At 70.1% G+C, this 18,303-nt stretch carries 13 protein-coding genes; 8 read left to right on the top strand and 5 right to left on the bottom strand.

From position 1 onward, the window contains the following. Nucleotides 1-58 precede the first annotated feature (58 nt). Genes AFR_RS40380 through hemB form a run of 5 tightly spaced genes read left to right on the top strand, consistent with a single transcriptional unit; the run spans nt 59 to nt 5,647 of the window. Nucleotides 59-799: a redox-sensing transcriptional repressor Rex gene (locus tag AFR_RS40380; RefSeq protein WP_023562623.1), complete on the top strand. Its 741-nt coding sequence runs from the start codon at nt 59-61 to the stop codon at nt 797-799. Beyond that, nucleotides 796-2,091 (top strand): glutamyl-tRNA reductase, encoded by a 1,296-nt coding sequence (locus AFR_RS40375; protein ID WP_023562622.1) that lies wholly within the window; start codon nt 796-798, stop codon nt 2,089-2,091. Before AFR_RS40380 ends, AFR_RS40375 begins: the two co-directional genes overlap by 4 nt. Then, a complete protein-coding gene (gene hemC / locus AFR_RS40370; RefSeq protein ID WP_023562621.1) occupies nt 2,088-3,017 on the top strand; it encodes a hydroxymethylbilane synthase in 930 nt (309 codons plus the stop codon). The genes AFR_RS40375 and hemC overlap by 4 nt, the downstream gene beginning before the upstream one ends. Next, nucleotides 3,014-4,600 carry a bifunctional uroporphyrinogen-III C-methyltransferase/uroporphyrinogen-III synthase gene (locus AFR_RS40365; RefSeq protein WP_023562620.1) on the top strand — a complete coding sequence of 529 codons (1,587 nt, stop codon included), beginning with the start codon at nt 3,014-3,016 and terminating at the stop codon, nt 4,598-4,600. Before hemC ends, AFR_RS40365 begins: the two co-directional genes overlap by 4 nt. Nucleotides 4,601-4,657: 57 nt before the next feature. Further along, nucleotides 4,658-5,647 (top strand): porphobilinogen synthase, encoded by a 990-nt coding sequence (hemB, locus tag AFR_RS40360; protein WP_023562619.1) that lies wholly within the window; start codon nt 4,658-4,660, stop codon nt 5,645-5,647. Here hemB and AFR_RS40355 read toward each other — a convergent pair. Continuing rightward, complete coding sequence (locus tag AFR_RS40355) at nt 5,641-6,663, bottom strand: GNAT family N-acetyltransferase (RefSeq protein WP_041841514.1); 1,023 nt, start codon at nt 6,661-6,663, stop codon at nt 5,641-5,643. The two genes, hemB and AFR_RS40355, sit on opposite strands and share 7 nt — an antisense overlap. An 81-nt stretch (nt 6,664-6,744) precedes the next feature. Next, a complete protein-coding gene (locus tag AFR_RS46535; protein ID WP_148308216.1) occupies nt 6,745-8,286 on the bottom strand; it encodes a murein transglycosylase in 1,542 nt (513 codons plus the stop codon). An 833-nt stretch (nt 8,287-9,119) separates the two neighbouring features. Between AFR_RS46535 and AFR_RS45635 the strand changes: the two genes are divergently transcribed. Continuing rightward, nucleotides 9,120-9,341: an FmdB family zinc ribbon protein gene (locus AFR_RS45635; RefSeq protein WP_023562616.1), complete on the top strand. Its 222-nt coding sequence runs from the start codon at nt 9,120-9,122 to the stop codon at nt 9,339-9,341. Between the two features lie 1,547 nt (nt 9,342-10,888). Beyond that, nucleotides 10,889-13,534 (top strand): winged helix-turn-helix domain-containing protein, encoded by a 2,646-nt coding sequence (locus AFR_RS40335; protein WP_041841512.1) that lies wholly within the window; start codon nt 10,889-10,891, stop codon nt 13,532-13,534. 131 nt (nt 13,535-13,665) lie between these two features. Here AFR_RS40335 and AFR_RS40330 read toward each other — a convergent pair whose 3' ends face one another. Beyond that, the gene (locus tag AFR_RS40330; protein WP_023562614.1) at nt 13,666-14,202 is read right to left on the bottom strand and encodes a phospholipase; all 537 of its coding nucleotides are present in this window, start codon (nt 14,200-14,202) and stop codon (nt 13,666-13,668) included. A 185-nt stretch (nt 14,203-14,387) separates the two neighbouring features. Between AFR_RS40330 and AFR_RS40325 the strand changes: the two genes are divergently transcribed. After that, nucleotides 14,388-15,404, top strand: coding sequence for a potassium channel family protein (locus tag AFR_RS40325; RefSeq protein ID WP_023562613.1), 1,017 nt, complete (start codon nt 14,388-14,390; stop codon nt 15,402-15,404). Here AFR_RS40325 and AFR_RS40320 read toward each other — a convergent pair. Continuing rightward, nucleotides 15,401-16,447 carry a 2-oxoacid:ferredoxin oxidoreductase subunit beta gene (locus tag AFR_RS40320; RefSeq protein WP_023562612.1) on the bottom strand — a complete coding sequence of 349 codons (1,047 nt, stop codon included), beginning with the start codon at nt 16,445-16,447 and terminating at the stop codon, nt 15,401-15,403. The genes AFR_RS40325 and AFR_RS40320 overlap by 4 nt on opposite strands. Further along, nucleotides 16,440-18,218 (bottom strand): 2-oxoacid:acceptor oxidoreductase subunit alpha, encoded by a 1,779-nt coding sequence (locus AFR_RS40315; RefSeq protein WP_238547430.1) that lies wholly within the window; start codon nt 18,216-18,218, stop codon nt 16,440-16,442. Before AFR_RS40315 ends, AFR_RS40320 begins: the two co-directional genes overlap by 8 nt. Nucleotides 18,219-18,303 lie beyond the last annotated feature (85 nt).

Here is an 18,303-nt window from a genome sequence, read left to right as displayed (position 1 = left end):
TCGGTCCAGGACCTGCAGCAGGGCTCCCCGTAGGTTCGCCTCGTCGGCACGGAGTCAGATGAGTCAGCAGCGTCACGGAAACACACCGCGTAATGCCGGTGCAGTTCCCGCCTTCCCGGATCTTCCCGAGGCGACAATCGCGCGGCTACCCGAATATCTGCGCGCCCTGCACAACCTCGCGGAGGCAGGTTCCGAAACTGTGTCCAGCGAGGGCCTCGCCGCCGCCGCCGGGGTCAACTCGGCCAAACTGCGCAAGGACCTCTCCCACCTCGGGTCGTACGGCACCCGTGGCGTCGGGTACGACGTCGCGCTGCTGATCGACCAGATCGAGTACATCCTCGGGCTCGACCAGCGCCGGGCCGTCGCGCTCGTCGGCGTCGGTAACCTCGGTCACGCCCTGGCCGGTTACGACGGCTTCGCGAGCCGTGGCTTCCGCATAGTGGCTCTGTTCGACGCGGACGCCGACCAGGTCGGCAAGCCGCTCAACGGTCTCACCGTGCGGCACATCGACGAGCTGGGCCAGGCCGTCGTCGAGGAGGGCATCACCATCGGCGTGATCGCCACCCCCGCGGGCGCCGCCCAGGCCGTCGCCGACGATCTGGTGGCTGCGGGGGTCACCAGCATCCTCAACTTCGCACCCTGCGTGCTGTCCGTGCCCGCGGGCGTCGACGTGCGCAAGGTCGATCTGGCCATCGAGTTGCAGATCCTGTCGTTCCACGAGCACCGCAAGGCGTCGCTGACGGCGATCCCCGGCGGACGCTCCGCACCGGCGGGCAACCAGGAGGCAGTCGGCTCATGAATCTCCTCAGCGTCGGTGCGTCCTACCGGACCGCCGGGGTCGACATCCTGGAACGCCTCACGATCGCCGGCTCCGACATCCCGGCCGTGCTGCAGAAACTCGTCGCCCAGCCGTACATCGGTGAGGCCGTGGTCGTCTCCACCTGCAACCGGGTCGAGGTCTACGCGGCGGTCACCGGGTTCCACGGTGGTCTCGGCGACGTCTGCAACGTGCTCGCCGAGCACTCCGGCATCGGTGCCAACGACCTCGCCGCCCACCTCTACGTGCACTACGACGAGGCGGCCGTGCGCCACTCGTTCCGGGTGTCCGCCGGGCTCGAGTCGATGGTGGTCGGCGAGGCGCAGATCCTCGGGCAGCTGCGGGACGCGTACCACGCCGCGACCGAGGCCGACTCCGCCGGCCGGATGCTCCACGAGCTGATGCAGCAGGCGCTGCGCGTCGGCAAGCGTGCCCACGCCGAGACCGGCATCGACCGCGCCGGCCAGAGTGTCGTGACCGCCGCCCTCGAGGTGGCCGCCGCGACCTTCGACGGTGACCTCGCCGGCCGCACCGGCCTGGTCGTCGGTGCGGGAGCGATGGGTGCACTCTCCGTCGCCACCCTCACCCGCTCCGGCGTCGGCCCGCTGCAGATCACCAACCGCGGCGCCTCCCGGGCCGAGCGGCTGGCCGAGGCGTACGGCGCCACCGCCGTGCCGTTCGCCGAGCTCGAGGCCGCGCTGGCCGCCGCCGACGTGGTCGTCTGCGCCACCGCATCCACCGAGCCCGTCCTGACCGGCGAGCTGCTGGCCGGACGCGACAAACCGCTGGTCGTCCTCGACCTGGCCGTGCCCCGGGACGTCGCACCCGAGGTGGCCGACCTGCCCAACGTCACCGTGGTCGACATCGACGGCCTGGCCGCGAGCCGCCGCACGTTGCCGGCCGCCGCCGAGACCGCCGCGGTCGAGCAGATCGTCGCCGCCGAGGTCGAGCACTTCCTGGCCTGGCTGCGCGGCGCCGAGATCGCCCCGACCGTCGCCGCCCTGCGGACCCGTGCCGACGACGTCGTCAGCGCGGAGCTGCGCAAGCTCTCCAGCCGCCGCCCCGAATTCACCGAGGAGCAGCGGGCCGACGTTTCCCGTACCCTGCACCGGGTCGTCCAGCAGCTGCTGCACTCGCCGACCGTGCGGGTCCGGCAGCTCGCGGCCGAGCCCGGCGGTGACCAGTACGCGGCGCTGCTCCGTGAACTGTTCGACCTGGACGTTCCGCACGCCACCCAGGCCGACGCCGTACCCGAGATCGGAGGACAAGCGTGACCACACCGCTACGTCTCGGCACCCGCGGCAGCGCACTGGCACTCGCCCAGTCGCAGCTGGTCGCCGACTCACTGACCGCCGCCACCGGCCGCCCGGTCGAGCTGGTGCGGATCGTCACCGCCGGTGACCGTTCCGCCGCGCCCGTCGCCCAGCTCGGTGTCGGAGTTTTTGTCTCCGCGCTGCGTGACGCGCTGATCGCCAACGAGATCGACTTCGCGGTCCACTCGTACAAGGACCTGCCGACCGCGCAGCACCCGAGCCTGCACATCGCCGCCGTGCCGCAGCGGGAGGACCCGCGGGACGCGCTCGTCGCCCGCGACGGGCTGATCCTGACGGACCTGCCGCCGGGTGCCGTGATCGGCACGGGCGCGGTGCGCCGAATCGCGCAACTGCACGCTTTGGGCCTACAGTTGCAGGTCACGCCGATTCGCGGCAACATCGACAGCCGCATCGCCCGAGTGCTCGGTCCCGGGGCCGACCTCGACGCTGTTGTCCTTGCGCGAGCCGGCGTGGTGCGTATCGGCCGCGCGGCCGAGATCACGGAAACGTTGGACCCGATGCTCATGCTGCCCGCCCCCGCACAGGGTGCGCTGGCCGTCGAGTGCCGATCCGACGACGCAGACCTGGTCGAGCTGCTGGCTGCACTCGACCATGCACCGTCCCGCGCCGCCGTCACGGCGGAACGGGCGATGCTCGCCACGCTCGAGGCCGGCTGCTCAGCACCGGTCGCGGCACACGCCGAGCTCGCCGAAGGCGAGCAAGGCGACGAGATCTACCTGCGCGGTGCGGTGATCAGCCCGGACGGGGCCCGAGCTGTCCGGCTGTCGCGCACCGGAACGCCCGCCGACGCGGCGGAGATCGGCAAGGCACTCGCCGCCGATCTCCTCGATGCCGGCGCCGACACCCTGATGGGGAGCACAGAATGACCACCCGCACCGCCCGTAAGTCCGCAGGGCGCATCGCGTTCGTCGGTGCCGGACCCGGCGATCCGGGTCTGCTGACCCGCCGGGCACACGACACTCTCGCCGAGGCCGACCAGGTCATCTACGACCGCGGCGTGCCCGAATCGCTGCTCGCGGCCATCCGGGCGGAGGCGAAGGACGACACCCAGTTCAGCCCGGCCGAGGGTGCGCCCGGCGACGTCGCCAAGGTGCTGCTGTCGGCGGCCAAGTCCGGCCTCGCGGCCGTGCACCTGGTCGCCGGTGACCCGTTCGGTCACGAGGCCGTCGTCAAGGAGGTCCAGGCCGTCGCCCGGACCGCCGTGCACTTCGAGGTCGTGCCCGGCCTCGGCCAGGCCGAAGGTGTCGCCACGTACGCCGGTGTGCCGCTGCCGGGTGTCCGCACCGCCGCCGACATCGACGACGTCACTGCACTGGACTTCGACGCGCTCGCCGCGGCCGCGGTCAAGGGCTCGTTCGCGGTCGCCGTGGACGCCGGTGATCTGGCCGCCGTCCGCGACGGCCTGCTCGCCGCGGGTGTCGAGCCCGGTACGCCCGTCGGCGTGACCGGCGACGGCACCGGCGAGACGCAGTACACGACCACGTCGTCGGTGGACAGCTTCGTCGCCGCCGCGCTCGGCTTCACCGGCCGGGTGGTGCTGACCGTCGGCTCCGAGGTCGCCCAGCGCGACAAGCTGAGCTGGTGGGAAAATCGCCCGCTGTACGGCTGGAAGGTCCTCGTCCCGCGCACCAAGGAGCAGGCGGGGGCGATGAGTGCCCGGCTGCGGGCGTACGGCGCCATCCCGTGCGAGGTGCCGACGATCGCCGTCGAGCCGCCGCGCACCCCGGCGCAGATGGAACGCGCCGTCAAGGGCCTGGTCGACGGCCGGTACGCCTGGGTCGTCTTCACCTCGGTCAACGCCGTCCGCGCGGTCTGGGAGAAGTTCGCCGAGCACGGCCTCGACGCCCGCCACTTCGGCGGCGTCAAGATCGCCTGCATCGGTGAGGCAACGGCCGACGCCGTCCGCGCGTTCGGCATCCAGCCCGAGCTGATCCCCGCCGGCGACCAGTCCAGCGAGGGTCTGCTGGCCGAGTTCTCGCCGCACGACGAGATCCTCGACCCGGTCGGCCGGGTGCTCCTGCCCCGCGCCGACATCGCCACCGAGACGCTGGCCGCCGGCCTGATCGAGCGTGGCTGGGAGGTGGACGACGTCACGGCGTACCGCACGGTCCGCGCGGCGCCGCCGCCGGCCGACATCCGCGACGCGATCAAGTCCGGTGGTTTCGACGCGGTGCTCTTCACCTCGTCGTCGACTGTCCGGAACCTCGTGGGCATCGCCGGCAAGCCGCACGCCCGCACGGTCGTCGCGGTGATCGGTCCGAAGACCGCCGAGACGGCGACGGAGTTCGGCCTGCGGGTCGACGTCCAGCCCCAGCACGCGTCCGTCCCTGACCTCGTCGAGGCTCTGGCGTCGTACGCTGTGGAACTGCGCGAGAAGCTGGCCGCGATGCCGGCCAAGCAGCGTCGTGGTTCCAAGGTCCAGGGGCCGACGGCCCTGCGTTTCCGCTGACATCCACGGACCGGCTCGCCTCAGGGCGGGCCGGTTCGCCCGGCTGAGGGAGTGGGCATGTCTTTTCCCGACGTCCGTCCGCGGCGCCTGCGCCGCACCGCCGCCATGCGCCGGCTGGTCGAGGAGACCCGGGTGGCGCCGGCCGAGCTGGTGCTGCCGCTGTTCCTCAAGGAAGGCCTGACCGAGCCGCGGGCGATCAGCTCGCTGCCGGGTGTCATGCAGCACTCCCGCGAGTCGCTGCGCAAGGCCGCCCACGAGGCGGTCCGGGCCGGCGTCGGCGGTCTCATGCTCTTCGGCGTGCCGGACAACGCCAACAAGGACGAGACCGGCTCCGGCGGCATCAACCCCGACGGCATCCTGAACGTCGGACTCCGCGACCTCATCTCCGAGGTCGGCGACTCGACCGTCGTCATGGGTGACCTGTGCCTGGACGAGTTCACCTCGCACGGCCACTGCGGTGTCCTCGCCCCCGACGGCACGGTCGACAACGACGCCACCCTGGAGCTCTACGGCCGGATGGGTGTCGCACAGGCCGAAGCCGGCGCCCACGTCGTCGGCCCGTCCGGGATGATGGACGGCCAGATCGGCGTGATCCGCAAAGCCCTCGACCAGGCCGGCCACCAGGACGTCTCCGTGCTGGCCTACTCCGCGAAATATGCGGGCGCTTTCTACGGGCCGTTCCGTGAGGCCGTGGAATCGACCCTGCAGGGCGACCGCCGCACCTACCAGCAGAGCCCCGGGAACGTCCGCGAGGCGCTGCGTGAGGTCGAGCTGGACGTCGCCGAGGGCGCCGACATGGTCATGGTCAAGCCCGCCCTGCCGTACCTCGACGTGATCGCCGCTGTCCGTGAGCGCGTCGACATCCCGGTCGCGGCCTACCAGGTGTCCGGCGAATACGCGATGGTCGAGGCCGCTGCCGCCAACGGCTGGGTGGACCGCCAGGGCGTGATGCTGGAAACCCTGACCTCCATCAAGCGGGCCGGCGCGCAGATCATCCTCACCTACTGGGCGACCGAGGCCGCCCAGCTGCTCCGCGAACGTTACTGATGCGGCTCCAGCCGCTGCACGAGCTGGGCGACGTCCGCACCGTACTCGAACCAGTCGCGGTCTGACTGGAAGCCCAGCTCGGCGTTGACCTTCAGCATGGACTCGTTGTGCTGGGCGTTCCAGGTCTGCACCTCGCGCAGCCCCGGCTCGGCGTTCCGCAGCTCGAAGAGCATCCGCGCCTTGATCGCCCGGTCGATGCCGTAACCACGGTGCTCCCGCACGACGATCGTGTCGTACTGGTCGGCGCGCTCCGGGTGCTGCGCGGGCACCACCACCTCGGTCAGCCCGGCCACCGCCCCGGACGCCTCGTGCGTGGCCAGCACGATGTACGGCTTCAGGCCACGCCGGTGCAGCGTGTCGAGGCTGTCCCGGAGACGTTGCGGGTCGGACGAGCTGGGCCGCAGATCGAGCTCGCTGTCGTCACCGTCCTGCCCTTCGAGCTTGGCCTGCGCGTACGCCTCCAGCAGCTCCGCGGGCGGGCCACCCGGGTGGTATTCGACGCGGTAGCCGGAGCTGATGCCACCGGCCATGGCCCCGAGAGCGCTCCAGTCCACGCTGGACAGGGTCAGCACGCTGCGTGTCTCGACGTACTCCTGCTCGAAGCCCAGCGACTGGTAGAACGCGATGGCCGGGGTGTCACCGATCGCCTCGACCCCGATCGACGAGAAACCCTCGAGGTACGCCCGGCGGGCGGCGACCGCCACCAGCTCCCGGCCCAGGCCACGACGCCGCAGGTCGGGGTGGACGAGCACCTCGAGCACACCGATGTCACCGAGCAGCAGGATGCTGACATGCCCGAAGATGGCGCTCTCACCCTCGGCGAGGCGGTCGTCCTCGGCCACCCAGCTGATGCGGCGCTCACCCGGCATGGTCTCGGCCAGATAGTCGACCACCTGGACGTCCTGCCACGGTGGATCGTCGGGGAGGTCGGCGGCCAGCACCGCGTTCAACGTCTCCACGAGCGATCGGATCTCCCCCGCCGACGCGGTCCGGGGATCCCACTCACGCACCCTCACCCGTACAGCTTGCCGGTATCCGGACCTTCAGGGAAGTGCTGAACGGTCAAATGTACGCGACCCATCACTGTGGGTTGTCAATCAGACCCGGCTCCGCTGCCCGTACTCGTTCGCCGCATCGAACACCTTCTGCGCGTACGGCCGCACCGCGTTGTACGACAAAATGGCGTCCCACCAGGCGTCCGGCTTGGACAGGTCCCGCCCACCGGCACACAGATACTTCGCCGCGGCGAGCGATGCGTCGTCGATGTCGTTCGGATCCGACACACCATTATTGTCGGCATCAACACTGTTCCCCGTGGAGACCGAAGTCCACGTCTGCGGGATGAACTGCAACGGACCCATCGCCCGATCGAACTGCGCATCCCCGTCCAGCGTCCCCTGATCCGTGTCCTGGATCAGCTGCCGCCCACCCTTCCCGTCCAACGGCAACCCGAAGATCGGCGGCGCGACGGAACCGTCCACGCTGAGCACAGCCCCGTTTGCACTCCCGTGCGACGACTCCACCTTGGCGATCGCGGCAATGGTCGTCCACGTCAGATGACAACTGGGGGCGGTGCGCGCGACGACCAGCTCGGCGTACCCGTAAGCCTGCACCGCCACCACCGGAATCCCGGCCCGCATCCCGGCCTGCTGCGCCCACCCGTTCAGCGCATCCGCCGGCCGCCCGGTGACTGCAGGCGCCCCCGGAATCGTCGGCTGCGTAGCCGGCAACGTCCCCCCGGCCACCGGCGCCGAAGGCGACAACGGCAACCCCGGCACCCCACCCGCACTCGGCGGAACAACAGGCCCCCCGGACCCACCCGCATCCTCCCCGAACCCGGGCGTCACGCTCGGCGACGGCACAGACTGCAAAGCCTGAGGTACGAGATAAGCGCCGGCCGTCCCCGCAGCCCCGAGAAGCACCACAGCGATGACAGCGGGCAGAATCAGCCGCCCACTCGGCCGCTTGGCCCAGGCCGAGGTGCCGCGTGCTGTGCTTTTCACGACCCGCACGGGGTTGGCGGCCCGGAGAACCCGCGTGGCCCGCCCCCGCGAAGCCGCAGCCACCGCCGCCGCAGACGGCGCAACAACCGTCTTCCCGGCCTTACCCCCATCAACGGCTTTGCCCGCACCCGCGGCCGCTTCGGTGGCCTTGCTGTCGCCGGGTTTACCCGCGCCTGCGACTTCCGCGCCATCACTTGTCTTACCCGCGTCTGCAGTCGCTTCGGTGGCCTTGCTGTCGCCGGGTTTAACCGCGCCTACGGGCTCCGCACGATCACTTGCCTTACCTGCGCCTGCGGTCGCTTCGGTGGCCTTGCTGTCACCGGTTTTACCGGCGTCCGTCTTATCGCCGGTCTTGTTGCCTTCGGACGTCGCGTCACCCGTCGAGGAGCCGCCTGCAGGCGAGCCGCCGGTCTGAGGGCCGGGCTTGCTGCTGGCGGCCTCATCAAGGGCGGGCCTGGTCGAGCCGCTCGCGGACAAGTCGGACTTGTCTCCGCTGGTGACACCCGCAGACTCTGCAGCATTTTCCGCCTTGCCGGAGCCTTTCGTGCCGACACCGCTGCCGACGGTGACAGGTCCTGCAGCGGCCGCCTTACCGGCCTCTTCAGCCGCTGCACCAGCGCCGGCCTTACCGGCCAAGCTCGCCGTGGTCTTTCCACTCTCACTGCTTGCTTCTGCGGCACCCTTACCGGCCGCAGCGCCCGCTGCACCAGCGCCGGCCTTACCGACCACACCGCCCGCCGCCGCAGCGCTGGGCTTGCCACCCTCACTGCTTGTTTCTGCGGCACCCTTGCCGACCACACTGCCCGCCGCCGCGGCCCTAGCCTTGCCACTCTTACTGCCTGCTTCTGCGGCACCCTTACCGGCCACACCGCCCGCTGCCGCGGCTGGGGCCTTGCCACTCTCACTGCTTGCTTCTGCGGCGCCGTCGCCGAGCGAACTCTCCGCTGCTGCGGGGGCGGCCCTGCCCGGCTTGCCCCCTGCTGCAGTGGCGGGCTCATCAGGCGCTGAGGTAGCGCCGGCCTTGCCGGGACCATCGACCGGCTCGCCGCCCGGCGTCGAGCCCTTGTCGGTGGGTGCCTCGGGGCCGGCGTCCAGCGCCGGTGCGGGCGCTTCCGCTGCCGCGATCCCCGACTTACCCGAACGAGTCTCCCCAGGCGTAGGGCCGTCAGTCACGCCAGAGCCGGCCGCCGAGGATCCCTCGCTCGCCGAAGACGGCTGCCCGGAGGTGCGCTCGACCGTCTCGGGAACATCCTCAGGCGCAGCCCCCGAGCTCCCCAGAGGCCCGCCGAGATGCGGCGCCGGGGGTCGCTTCCCGCCCCGCGCCGAGGGTGTCTCCTGCCCGTCAGCCACGCGCACGAGACTACCGGGCGACGGCCAGTAGCGACCCCATGGACCTGGTCCGATATGTGCAGGCCACCAGGTGGGATGCGGGGCAGCAAAGTGTCATACCCAGCCCATACGCTTTGAAGATGCCGCGTTATGACTATCGGTGCCGCGCCTGCGGTGACACCTTCGAGATGAACCGGCCGATGGCCGAGTCCGCCGCCCCGGCCGCCTGCCCTCAGGGCCACGCCGACACGGTCAAGCTCCTCTCCACAGTCGCCGTAACCGGCCGCGGCGGAGCCATGCCCCCCGCCCCAGCCAGAGCCGCCGGCGGCGGAGGCTGTTGCGGCGGCGCCTGCGGCTGCTGACCCTGGCGCCGGTCACCCACCTCCGCTGCGACCCACCTGCAGGTCCTGCTGACCGGCCCGCCAACTTGCGCCATGGGGCTGCTCAACCGGGCACCAACCGGCCTGCCGGCTGACTCGCATGGGTCTCGCCGGTGCTCTGCGGGTGCAGCGGCCGAGCGCTACTGGACTGCGGGCGGTGGCTGCTGACTGGGCTGGTCCGGATCGAGCAGGCCTCGTGGGTGGCTCGGCCGAGGGGGCGGGCACGCGGGTGGCTCGGCCAAGGGGTCGGCACGTGGGCGGGTTCGATCGAGGGGTCGGGTTCGTGGGTGGCTTGGCCGAGGGGTCGGGTTCGTGGGTGGCTTGGCCGAGGGGTCGGGTTCGTGGGTGGCTTGGCCGAGGGGTCGGGTTCGTGGGTGGCTTGGCTTGGCCAAGGGTCGGGCTTGTGGGTGGCTTGGCCGAAGGGTCGGGCTTGTGGGTTTGGCTCGGTCACGGAATCGGGTTGTGGTTGGGCAGCGGCCTAGGTTGTGGTTCGCCAGCCGGACTCCGAGGTGATGTGGGGGTGCGCAAAGCGGATCTCACGCCTCTTGGGCAGCTCGCAACCGTGGTGGTCACGGGAGGACTGCCAGGGCTCTGCCCGGCTTCGACGGCAAGCCCGCCGGCGAAGCGACGTCGGCAGGCCCAATTACCGGCCGCCCCATGGACCGTTCCAAGCGCAGAACCCTTCAGTTGTCCCGCGGTGGATTGGCAGCGCGTGCCACGACGCGTACTCCGACGTGGCCGGGCTCCTGGTGGCAACCGCGGTTGTCTCAACCTCAGCCGGGACTGACGGGTCTGAGTGGTGCCGGCCTGGATGCCAGCCCGGGACCGCCGCGTGTCAGTCAACTCAGACCGCAGTGCCAGGCCGCCGAGGACCCCAGCGACGACCAGTTTGTGACGGGTTCGGTCCTGGAACCGGGGCCAGACCTATTCACTCTGGTCTCGATCCAAACTCCGGATCTGATCCTCGGACCGCAGACCCTGGGTTTCCAGATCTTGGACCTCAGCTTCTGGCAAGTGCAGAAATCGAATCTCGTGTCCCGGTAAGACGCCACATCGGGGCTATGGAAGACCTGAACAGGGCTATGCAGTCCAACCTGAGCGGGTCGGCAAGCCTCGGTTTCAGGCCACAGCTCGCCGGCTGGGCTGACCGGTTGTCGGGGACGATCGGTCCGTTCGGCAGGTATCAGTGGGGCGGGCCGGTGGATCTCTTGTTCTGTCGAGATTGGGCGGTTCATAGACGTGACGCTGTGGTGATTGTTCGGTGACCTCGTGGAGTCGCACAACGGTGACTCTTGCGGGGACGTACGAACGGGTCGGCGGAAATGACCTTCTGCAGCGCAACTAGAACGTGAACCGCGTCGTTACGTCACGCGTAGTGCCGTGCGTAAACGTCGATGACCACGACCGTGGGTCGCCCTTCCGGGGTCGGCGTGGCGGGAGGACGGTTACCGACCGTTCCTACGATGTGCCGTGTGATTGCGGTGCGGCAGCATGAAGCGCGACTTCCCAAGGGGGCGGAGGTTCTCACCGTGTCGGGACGGACCGAGCTGCCGAGTGGGCTTGTGACCTTCATGTTTACGGACATCGAGGGGTCTACGAGGCTCGCCCGGATGCTCAGCGAGGGTTATGGAAGCGTTCTCAACGCCCATCGAGACCTGGTGCGCGCTGCTCTGCGTAATCACGCCGGCGTCGAGCTTTTCACGGAGGGTGACTCCTTCTTTGTAGCCTTCAGCGATGCTGCGGATGCCGTTGCGGCCTGTGTGGAAGCGCAGCGGGCGTTGGCCGCGCATTCGTGGCCGAGCCCTGACGCGGCGCCTCGCGTTCGGATGGGGTTGCACACGGGCTGGGCGACACCGGGCAACAACGAGTACACCAGCGCGGAGGTCCATCGTGCTGCGCGGGTTGCGTCCGCCGCCCACGGTGGTCAGATCCTGTGTTCGGAAGCGACAGCCCTGGCCGTCACCACCTGGTCCACCGACCTCGTGTTTGCCGGAGCACAAGGCGGAAGAGCAGGCGGAAGAGCAGTAGGAGCGACAGACGTCGACTTCCTCGACCTCGGCCCTTTCCGCCTCCGCGGGTTCGATGACGCGGAACGCCTCTTCCAGCTGGTCGCACCCGGCCTGGGCCGCGATTTCCCCCGTCCGCGGACCCCTTGCGCACCGGCGCACAATCTCCCGGCGCCGGTCACCGGGTTCATCGGGCGGCAGGCCGAGCTGGCCGAGCTGCGGGACCTGGTCGGTAAGCACCGGCTGGTCACTGTGGCCGGTGCGGGTGGTGGCGGCAAGACGCGGCTGGCGCTGGCCGCCGCGGAGGAGCTGCTCACCGCGTACCCGGACGGGGTCTGGGTGGTGGATCTTGCCGCGGAGCTGCCGGAGGCGGCGCTGGCGGCTGCGATGGGGGTTCGGGCCGAGCCGGCGCGGCCGTTGCTGGACTCGATCGTGGAGCGTTGTGGTTCCGGTCGCACGCTGATCGTTCTGGAGACCTGTGAGGCGCGGCAGCCGGCCGCGCGGGAGCTGGTGAGGCGGCTGCTGGCCGGTTGCCGGCGGCTGGATGTGCTGGCGACGTCGCGGGTGCCGCTCGGTGTGCCCGGTGAGCTGGTCTGGCGGATTCCGTCGCTGGCGCCCGCCGATGCTTTTGCCCTGCTCGTTGCGCGGGCCGAGGCCGCACGGGGTGGCCGGCCGAGCGGGAGTGACGAGGCCGCCGACCTGGCGCGGATCGCGTCGAAGCTGGACGGTGTTCCGCTGGCGATAGAGCTGGCCGCCGACCGGCTGCGGCTGTTGTCCCCGGCGCAGCTCGCCGGCCGGCTCGACGATCCGATCGCCGCGCTGGACGCCGGGCGTCTCGACTCGCATCGGCACGGGAGCCTGACCGGCAATTTGGACTGGTCCTATCACGGGCTCAGTGATCCGGCCGCCGAGCTGCTGCGGCGGCTGGCCGTTTTTGCCGGGCCGGTTGATCTCAGCACGGTCGAGTGGTCGGACGTGGATGCCTTCGGCGCGCTCTCCGAGCTCGCCGACCGGTCGCTGGTCGAGGTCGTCGCCGGGTCGCGCTACCGGATGTCCGGGCAGGTACGCGCCTACGCCGCCCGCCGTCTCACCGCGGCCGGCGAGGAACCGGCTGCCCGGGATCGCCACGTCGACTGGGCGCTGCACACGCTGGCGGGTGTCGCCGTGGACACCGACGGGCAGCCGCGCACGGTGTCCCTCACCGAGCTCGCCCCGTACGTGGGGGAGTGGCAGGCCGCGCTGCGCTGGTCCGCGACGGGCGGCAGTGTCCGGGCCGGGTTGCGGCTCGCCGGTGCCCTCGACCCGTGGTGGCGTGAGCACGGCGGCACGCGGGACGGTCGTGACCTGCTCTTCCGGCTCTACGGCCGGGCCGAGGACGCCGACATCGCACCGGCCGAGCTGGCCTCTGCCTACCTGGTCCACGCCGGGCTCGCCGACGACCGCGACGAGCGGACCCGGTTCCTCGACCGCGCCGAGTCGGTCGCGCAGGACATCGGTCACCCTGCCCTTCTGGTACGCGCACAGGCCGGCCGCCGCGTCTCGCTCGTCGAGGCGGGACGGCTGCCCGAGGCCGAGCAGGTGTGCCGTGACGCCATCACGCTGGCCGAGCAGTCCGGGGTTCCGGGCGCCGCCCTGCCGTCGGTGGTGACACTGGCCGAACTGTTGTGGCGGCGGGACGCGCTCGACGAGGCGGCCGAGTTGCTGGGCAGTGCCCGTCAGCTGGAGGCGGGACGCCCGGAGGACCGCGGCACCCGTACCGTCGACTGGCTTCTCGGGATGGTGGCCCTGCGCCGCCGGGACCTGGTCGCGGCGCACGACCACCTGGTTGTGGCTCTGCGCTCGCGGTTGCGGCACGGTTTCCGGGGTGCGTCCGCGGACGCCGTGGCGGCTATCGCCGTGCGGTGCGCGATCGGCGGTGATCCGGTGACCGCCGCTGTCCTCTTCGGAGGTGTGGAGTCGGCGCGCGGTGCACGGCGGGCGGGACAGTTCGGGGGGTTCTGGTTCGCCCAGCAGGCCTCGCTGCGGCGGGCACTCGGTGATGCGGCCTTCGACGCGGCCTACGCCAGCGGCACGGAGATCGGTTTCGGCCGGGCGGTCGCGACGGCCCTGGCCGTCGAGCACCCCGACCTGGAGCACGGCTCGGTCCGCTTCGCCCAAACGACGGGCTGAGCCCGGGATGGGCTGAGCGCTGGGATGAGCTGAGCCCGGGGATGGGCTGAGCGCCGAGACGGGCTGAGCCCGGGGATGGGCTGAGCAGCGGAAAGCCCCGGATCAGCGAAGGTCCGGGGCTGCCGCTGTGCTTACTTGTCGTCGATCAGGGTCCGGGCCCGGTCGATGTCGGACGGGTTGACCGCCTCCAGCGAGCCGAAGATCCGCACCGCCTGGTAGTACGTCCACGCGAGGCTCACACACGCCGGCCGGACGACCGTGTTGTACGTCGCGCACTTGCGTTTGAGGTCGGCGTAGAAGGTGTCGTCCACGCGGGCCTTGTTGGCGTCGAACGCGCCGATGGCCTTGTAGTTGCGGTAGCCGAAGTCGTGGTGCCAGCACGAGTTGGTGAAGTCGAAGCCCAGCGGGTTGTCCGGGCTGGACGAGCAGTAGTCGGTGGTCCAGTCGAAGCCGTAGCTGACCCACTCGTCGCGGTTGACGCGGGCGTCGTTCCAGGATGCGGTGCTGGCCGAGGTCGGCTGGGTCCAGCGGGAGAGGACGGACGCCTTGCTCTCCGCCGAAGCGGAAGCGGCCGCAGCGGAAGCAGCCGAAGCGGCAGCGGCTGAGGGCGCGAGGAGGGCGGCGGCTGAGATCAGGACGACGACAAAACGGCGGACGAACCGGTTCATCAAACCTCCAGCGGTAGACCGCCAGTGTTCGATCCGTAACTTTCCGCATACAAGAGATTCGATGGATTTTCCTTAACGGTGACTCAACTTACCGGCGGGTATTCCATGGCAGGCCTGTCGTGTGCTGTCCTGGAAAGCGGTGTGGGTACAGGCCGCTATGGTGTGAACGTGCAGGCGGCCGTTCAGTGATCCGATTACCGCTGGTCCGACAGGGACCACTGCGGGCGCTCGCCATCCGGCTGGTGGCCGCGATCGTCCTTGTCCTGCTCACCGTGGCCGTGATCTACGCGGACCGGGACGGCTACCGGGATGTCAACGAGGACGGCCTGACGCTGCTCGACAGCTTCTACTACGCCGTCGTCTCGCTCTCCACGACCGGCTACGGCGACATCACACCCGTGACACCCGACGCCCGGTTCGTGAACATCGTGTTCATCACCCCGGCGCGGGTGCTCTTCCTGATCATCCTGGTCGGTACGACCCTCGAGGTGCTCACGGAGCAGTACCGGAAGAACATCCGGGTCACCCGGTGGAGGCGAAAGTTGAAGGACCACATCATCGTCTGCGGTTACGGCACCAAGGGCCGGGCCGCGGTCAGCGCGCTCCTCGAGACCGGGTACGACAAGTCCCGCATCGTCATCGTGGAGAGCCGCGACGAGGCCCTGCGCCAGGCCGCCGCCAACGGGCTGGTGGCCATCGAGGGCAACGCGACCCGGTCGGCGGTCCTCCTCGAAGCCGATGTGAAGAACGCCAAGTCGGTCATCATCGCCACCGACAGCGACGAGGCGTCGGTGCTGATCACGCTGACCGTGCGGCAGCTGACCGCGGGCCAGGTCCGGATCATCGCGGCGGTCCGGGAGCAGGAGAACGCCGCCCTGCTCAAGCAAAGCGGCGCCCACCACGTGATCGTGTCGTCCTCGACGGCCGGCCGGCTGCTGGGTCTGACCACCACGACCCCGCCGCTGATCGACGTGGTCGAGGACCTGCTCACCCCCGGTCAGGGAATGGCGCTGGCCATGCGGTCCGCCGAGCGGGCCGAGGTCGGACGCAACCCCCGTGAGCTGCAGACCCTCGTCGTCGCGCTGATTCGCCGGGGCAAGGTGCTGCCCCTGGGTGGTGAGCAGATCGTGACCATCGAGACCGGCGACATGCTCATCTACATCCGTGACGAGGAGAAGAGCGGCGTCGGAGTCGCGGTCTAGAGGATCGTCCAGGTGTCGCCGGCGTTGAGCAGCTCGCCGAGCATCTGGTCCGGCGTGCCGGTGACCTGCGCCTTGGCGTCCTCGAGCTGCTTCTGGATCAGCTCGTCGTAGGACGGCCGCTGCACGTTGCGGAAGACCCCGATCGGCGTCGTGCCCAGGTCGGAGCCCGACAGCCGGCTCAGCGCAAACGCGTACGCGGGGTCGTCGACGGTGGCGTCGTGGATCACCGGGGTCTCGCCGCCGAGTTCGGCACTGTCCCGCACCGACAGGCCGAAGCCGCCGGACGGGTGCACGACCGAATACTGCGCCTCGGCACCGAAGGTGATCGGCTGGCCCTGCTCCAGGCGGATCAGGTGGTCGTCGCGGGTGCCCGGGTCCTTGAGGACCTCGAACGCGCCGTCGTTGAAGATGTTGCAGTTCTGGTAGATCTCCACGAACGCCGAGCCCTCGTGCTCCGCCGCCGCACGCAGCACCGACTGGAGGTGCTTGCGGTCGGAGTCGATCGTGCGGCCCACGAACGTCGCCTCGGCGCCGAGCGCCAGCGACAGCGGGTTGAACGGCGAGTCGGCCGAGCCCGCCGGCGTCGACTTGGTGATCTTGCCGAGCTCGGACGTCGGGCTGTACTGCCCCTTGGTCAGGCCGTAGATCCGGTTGTTGAACAGCAGGATCTTCATGTTGACGTTGCGGCGCAGCGCGTGGATCAGGTGGTTGCCGCCGATCGACAGCGCGTCGCCGTCACCGGTGACCACCCAGACCGACAGGTCGGGGCGTGAGGCGGACAGTCCGGTCGCGATCGCCGGCGCACGGCCGTGGATCGAGTGCATCCCGTACGTGTTCATGTAGTACGGGAAGCGCGACGAGCAGCCGATGCCCGACACGAAGACCGTGTTCTCCCGGGCGATGCCCAGCTCCGGCATGAACTGCTGCACCGCGGCCAGGATCGCGTAGTCACCGCAGCCGGGGCACCAGCGGACCTCCTGGTCCGACTTGAAGTCCTTGGCCGTCAGCTTCACCGGCGTCAGCGGGATCGTCGAACTAACCATTCTTGACCACGTCCTCGAGCATGTTCTCCAGCGTCGCGGCCGTGAACGGCAGACCGCTGATCTGGTTGAAGGGAACCGCGTCGACCAGGTACTTCGCCCGGATGACGTGGGCCAGCTGGCCCAGGTTCATCTCCGGGATCACCACCTTGTCGTAGGCCTCGAGCACCTCACCGAGGTTGGCCGGCAGCGGCGAGAGGTGACGCAGGTGGGCCTGCGCGATCGGCAGGCCACGCTGGCGCAGCGCCCGGCAGGCGGCGCCGATCGGGCCGTAGGTGGAGCCCCAGCCCAGCACGAGTACGCGGGCGTTCTCGTCCGGGTCCTCGATCTCCACGTCCGGCACCGGGATGGACTCGATGCGCTCCGCGCGGATGCGGACCATGAACTCGTGGTTCGCCGGGTCGTAGGAGATGTCACCGGTCTTGTCGGCCTTCTCCAGACCACCGATGCGGTGCTCCAGGCCCGGCGTGCCGGGGATCGCCCACGGCCGGGCCAAGGTCTCCGGATCCCGCAGGTACGGGAGGAAGCGCCCGTCCTCGCCGTTGGGTTCGGTCGTGTACTCCACCGAGATGTCCGGCAGGTCGTTGACCTCGGGAAGGAGCCACGGCTCGGAACCGTTCGCCACGTAGTTGTCCGAGAGCAGGATCACCGGCGTGCGGTACTTCAGGGCGATCCGGGCGGCCTCGATCGCGGCGTGGAAGCAGTCCGACGGCGACCGCGGGGCGATCACCGCGAGCGGCGCCTCGCCGTGCCGGCCGTAGAGGGCCATGTTGAGGTCGGCCTGCTCGGTCTTGGTCGGCAGACCGGTCGACGGCCCGGCGCGCTGCACGTCGACGATGACCAGCGGCAGCTCGAGGGCGATCGCGAGCGAGATCGTCTCGCCCTTCAGCGCCACACCGGGGCCGGAGGTCGTGGTGACACCGAGCGCACCGCCGTACGAGGCGCCGAGGGCCGCACCGATCGCGGCGATCTCGTCCTCGGCCTGCATCGTCGTGATGCCGAACCGCTTGTGCTTCGACAGCTCGTGCAGGATGTCGGACGCCGGAGTGATCGGGTAGGCGCCGAGGAAGACCGGCAGCTTCGCGCGCACACCCGCCGCCACCAGGCCCAGGGCCAGGGCGGCGTTGCCGGTGATGTTGCGGTAGGTGCCGGGCAGCATCTTGGCCGGCTTCACCTCGTAGCGCACCGAGAAGTCCTCGGTCGTCTCGCCGAAGTTCCAGCCCGCCTGGAAGGCCGCCTTGTTGGCCGCGACCAGGTCGGGGCGCTTGGCGAACTTGCGCTCCAGGAACCGGATCGTCGACTCGAACGGCCGCGAGTACATCCAGCTCAGCAGGCCGAGGGCGAACATGTTCTTGGCGCGCTCGGCGTCCTTCTTGGCCACGCCCAGCTCGGCCAGGGCGCCGATGGTCATCGACGTCAGCGCGACCGGGTGCAGGGCGTACTCCCCGAGGGAGCCGTCCTCGAGCGGGCTGGCGGTCCAGCCGACCTTGGCCAGGTTGCGCTTGGTGAACTCGTCGGTGTTGACGATGATGTCCGCGCCGGCCGGCAGATCGGCCAGGTTGGCCTTCAGCGCCGCCGGGTTCATCGCCACCAGCACGTTCGGCGAGTCGCCGGGGGTGAGGATGTCGTAATCGGCGAAGTGCACCTGGAAACTCGAGACACCCGGCAGGGTGCCCGCAGGTGCCCGGATCTCCGCCGGGAAGTTCGGCAACGTCGAGATGTCGTTGCCCAGCTGAGCGGTCTCCGACGTGAACCGGTCACCGGTGAGCTGCATACCGTCACCGGAGTCGCCGGCGAACCGGATGACCACGCGGTCGAGCTGCTCGACACGCTTCGCGGGAGCGGCCACGTTCCAACCT

Source organism: Amorphoplanes friuliensis DSM 7358, assembly GCF_000494755.1.
In the GTDB taxonomy this organism is placed as follows: domain Bacteria; phylum Actinomycetota; class Actinomycetes; order Mycobacteriales; family Micromonosporaceae; genus Actinoplanes; species Actinoplanes friuliensis.
Note: the sequence above shows the minus strand (reverse complement) of the source record. Positions and strands in the feature narration are given on the sequence as shown.

What these genes read in the sequence shown, in the direction of transcription:
- AFR_RS40365 (WP_023562620.1), top strand. Translation starts at nt 3,014, where the DNA reads ATGACCACCCGCACCGCCCGTAAGTCCGCAGGGCGCATCGCGTTCGTC.
- hemB (WP_023562619.1), top strand. Translation starts at nt 4,658, where the DNA reads ATGTCTTTTCCCGACGTCCGTCCGCGGCGCCTGCGCCGCACCGCCGCC.
- AFR_RS40380 (WP_023562623.1), top strand. Translation starts at nt 59, where the DNA reads ATGAGTCAGCAGCGTCACGGAAACACACCGCGTAATGCCGGTGCAGTT.
- AFR_RS40315 (WP_238547430.1), bottom strand. Translation starts at nt 18,218, where the DNA reads ATGCAGCTCACCGGTGACCGGTTCACGTCGGAGACCGCTCAGCTGGGC.
- AFR_RS40320 (WP_023562612.1), bottom strand. Translation starts at nt 16,447, where the DNA reads ATGGTTAGTTCGACGATCCCGCTGACGCCGGTGAAGCTGACGGCCAAG.
- AFR_RS40330 (WP_023562614.1), bottom strand. Translation starts at nt 14,202, where the DNA reads ATGAACCGGTTCGTCCGCCGTTTTGTCGTCGTCCTGATCTCAGCCGCC.
- AFR_RS40375 (WP_023562622.1), top strand. Translation starts at nt 796, where the DNA reads ATGAATCTCCTCAGCGTCGGTGCGTCCTACCGGACCGCCGGGGTCGAC.
- AFR_RS45635 (WP_023562616.1), top strand. Translation starts at nt 9,120, where the DNA reads ATGCCGCGTTATGACTATCGGTGCCGCGCCTGCGGTGACACCTTCGAG.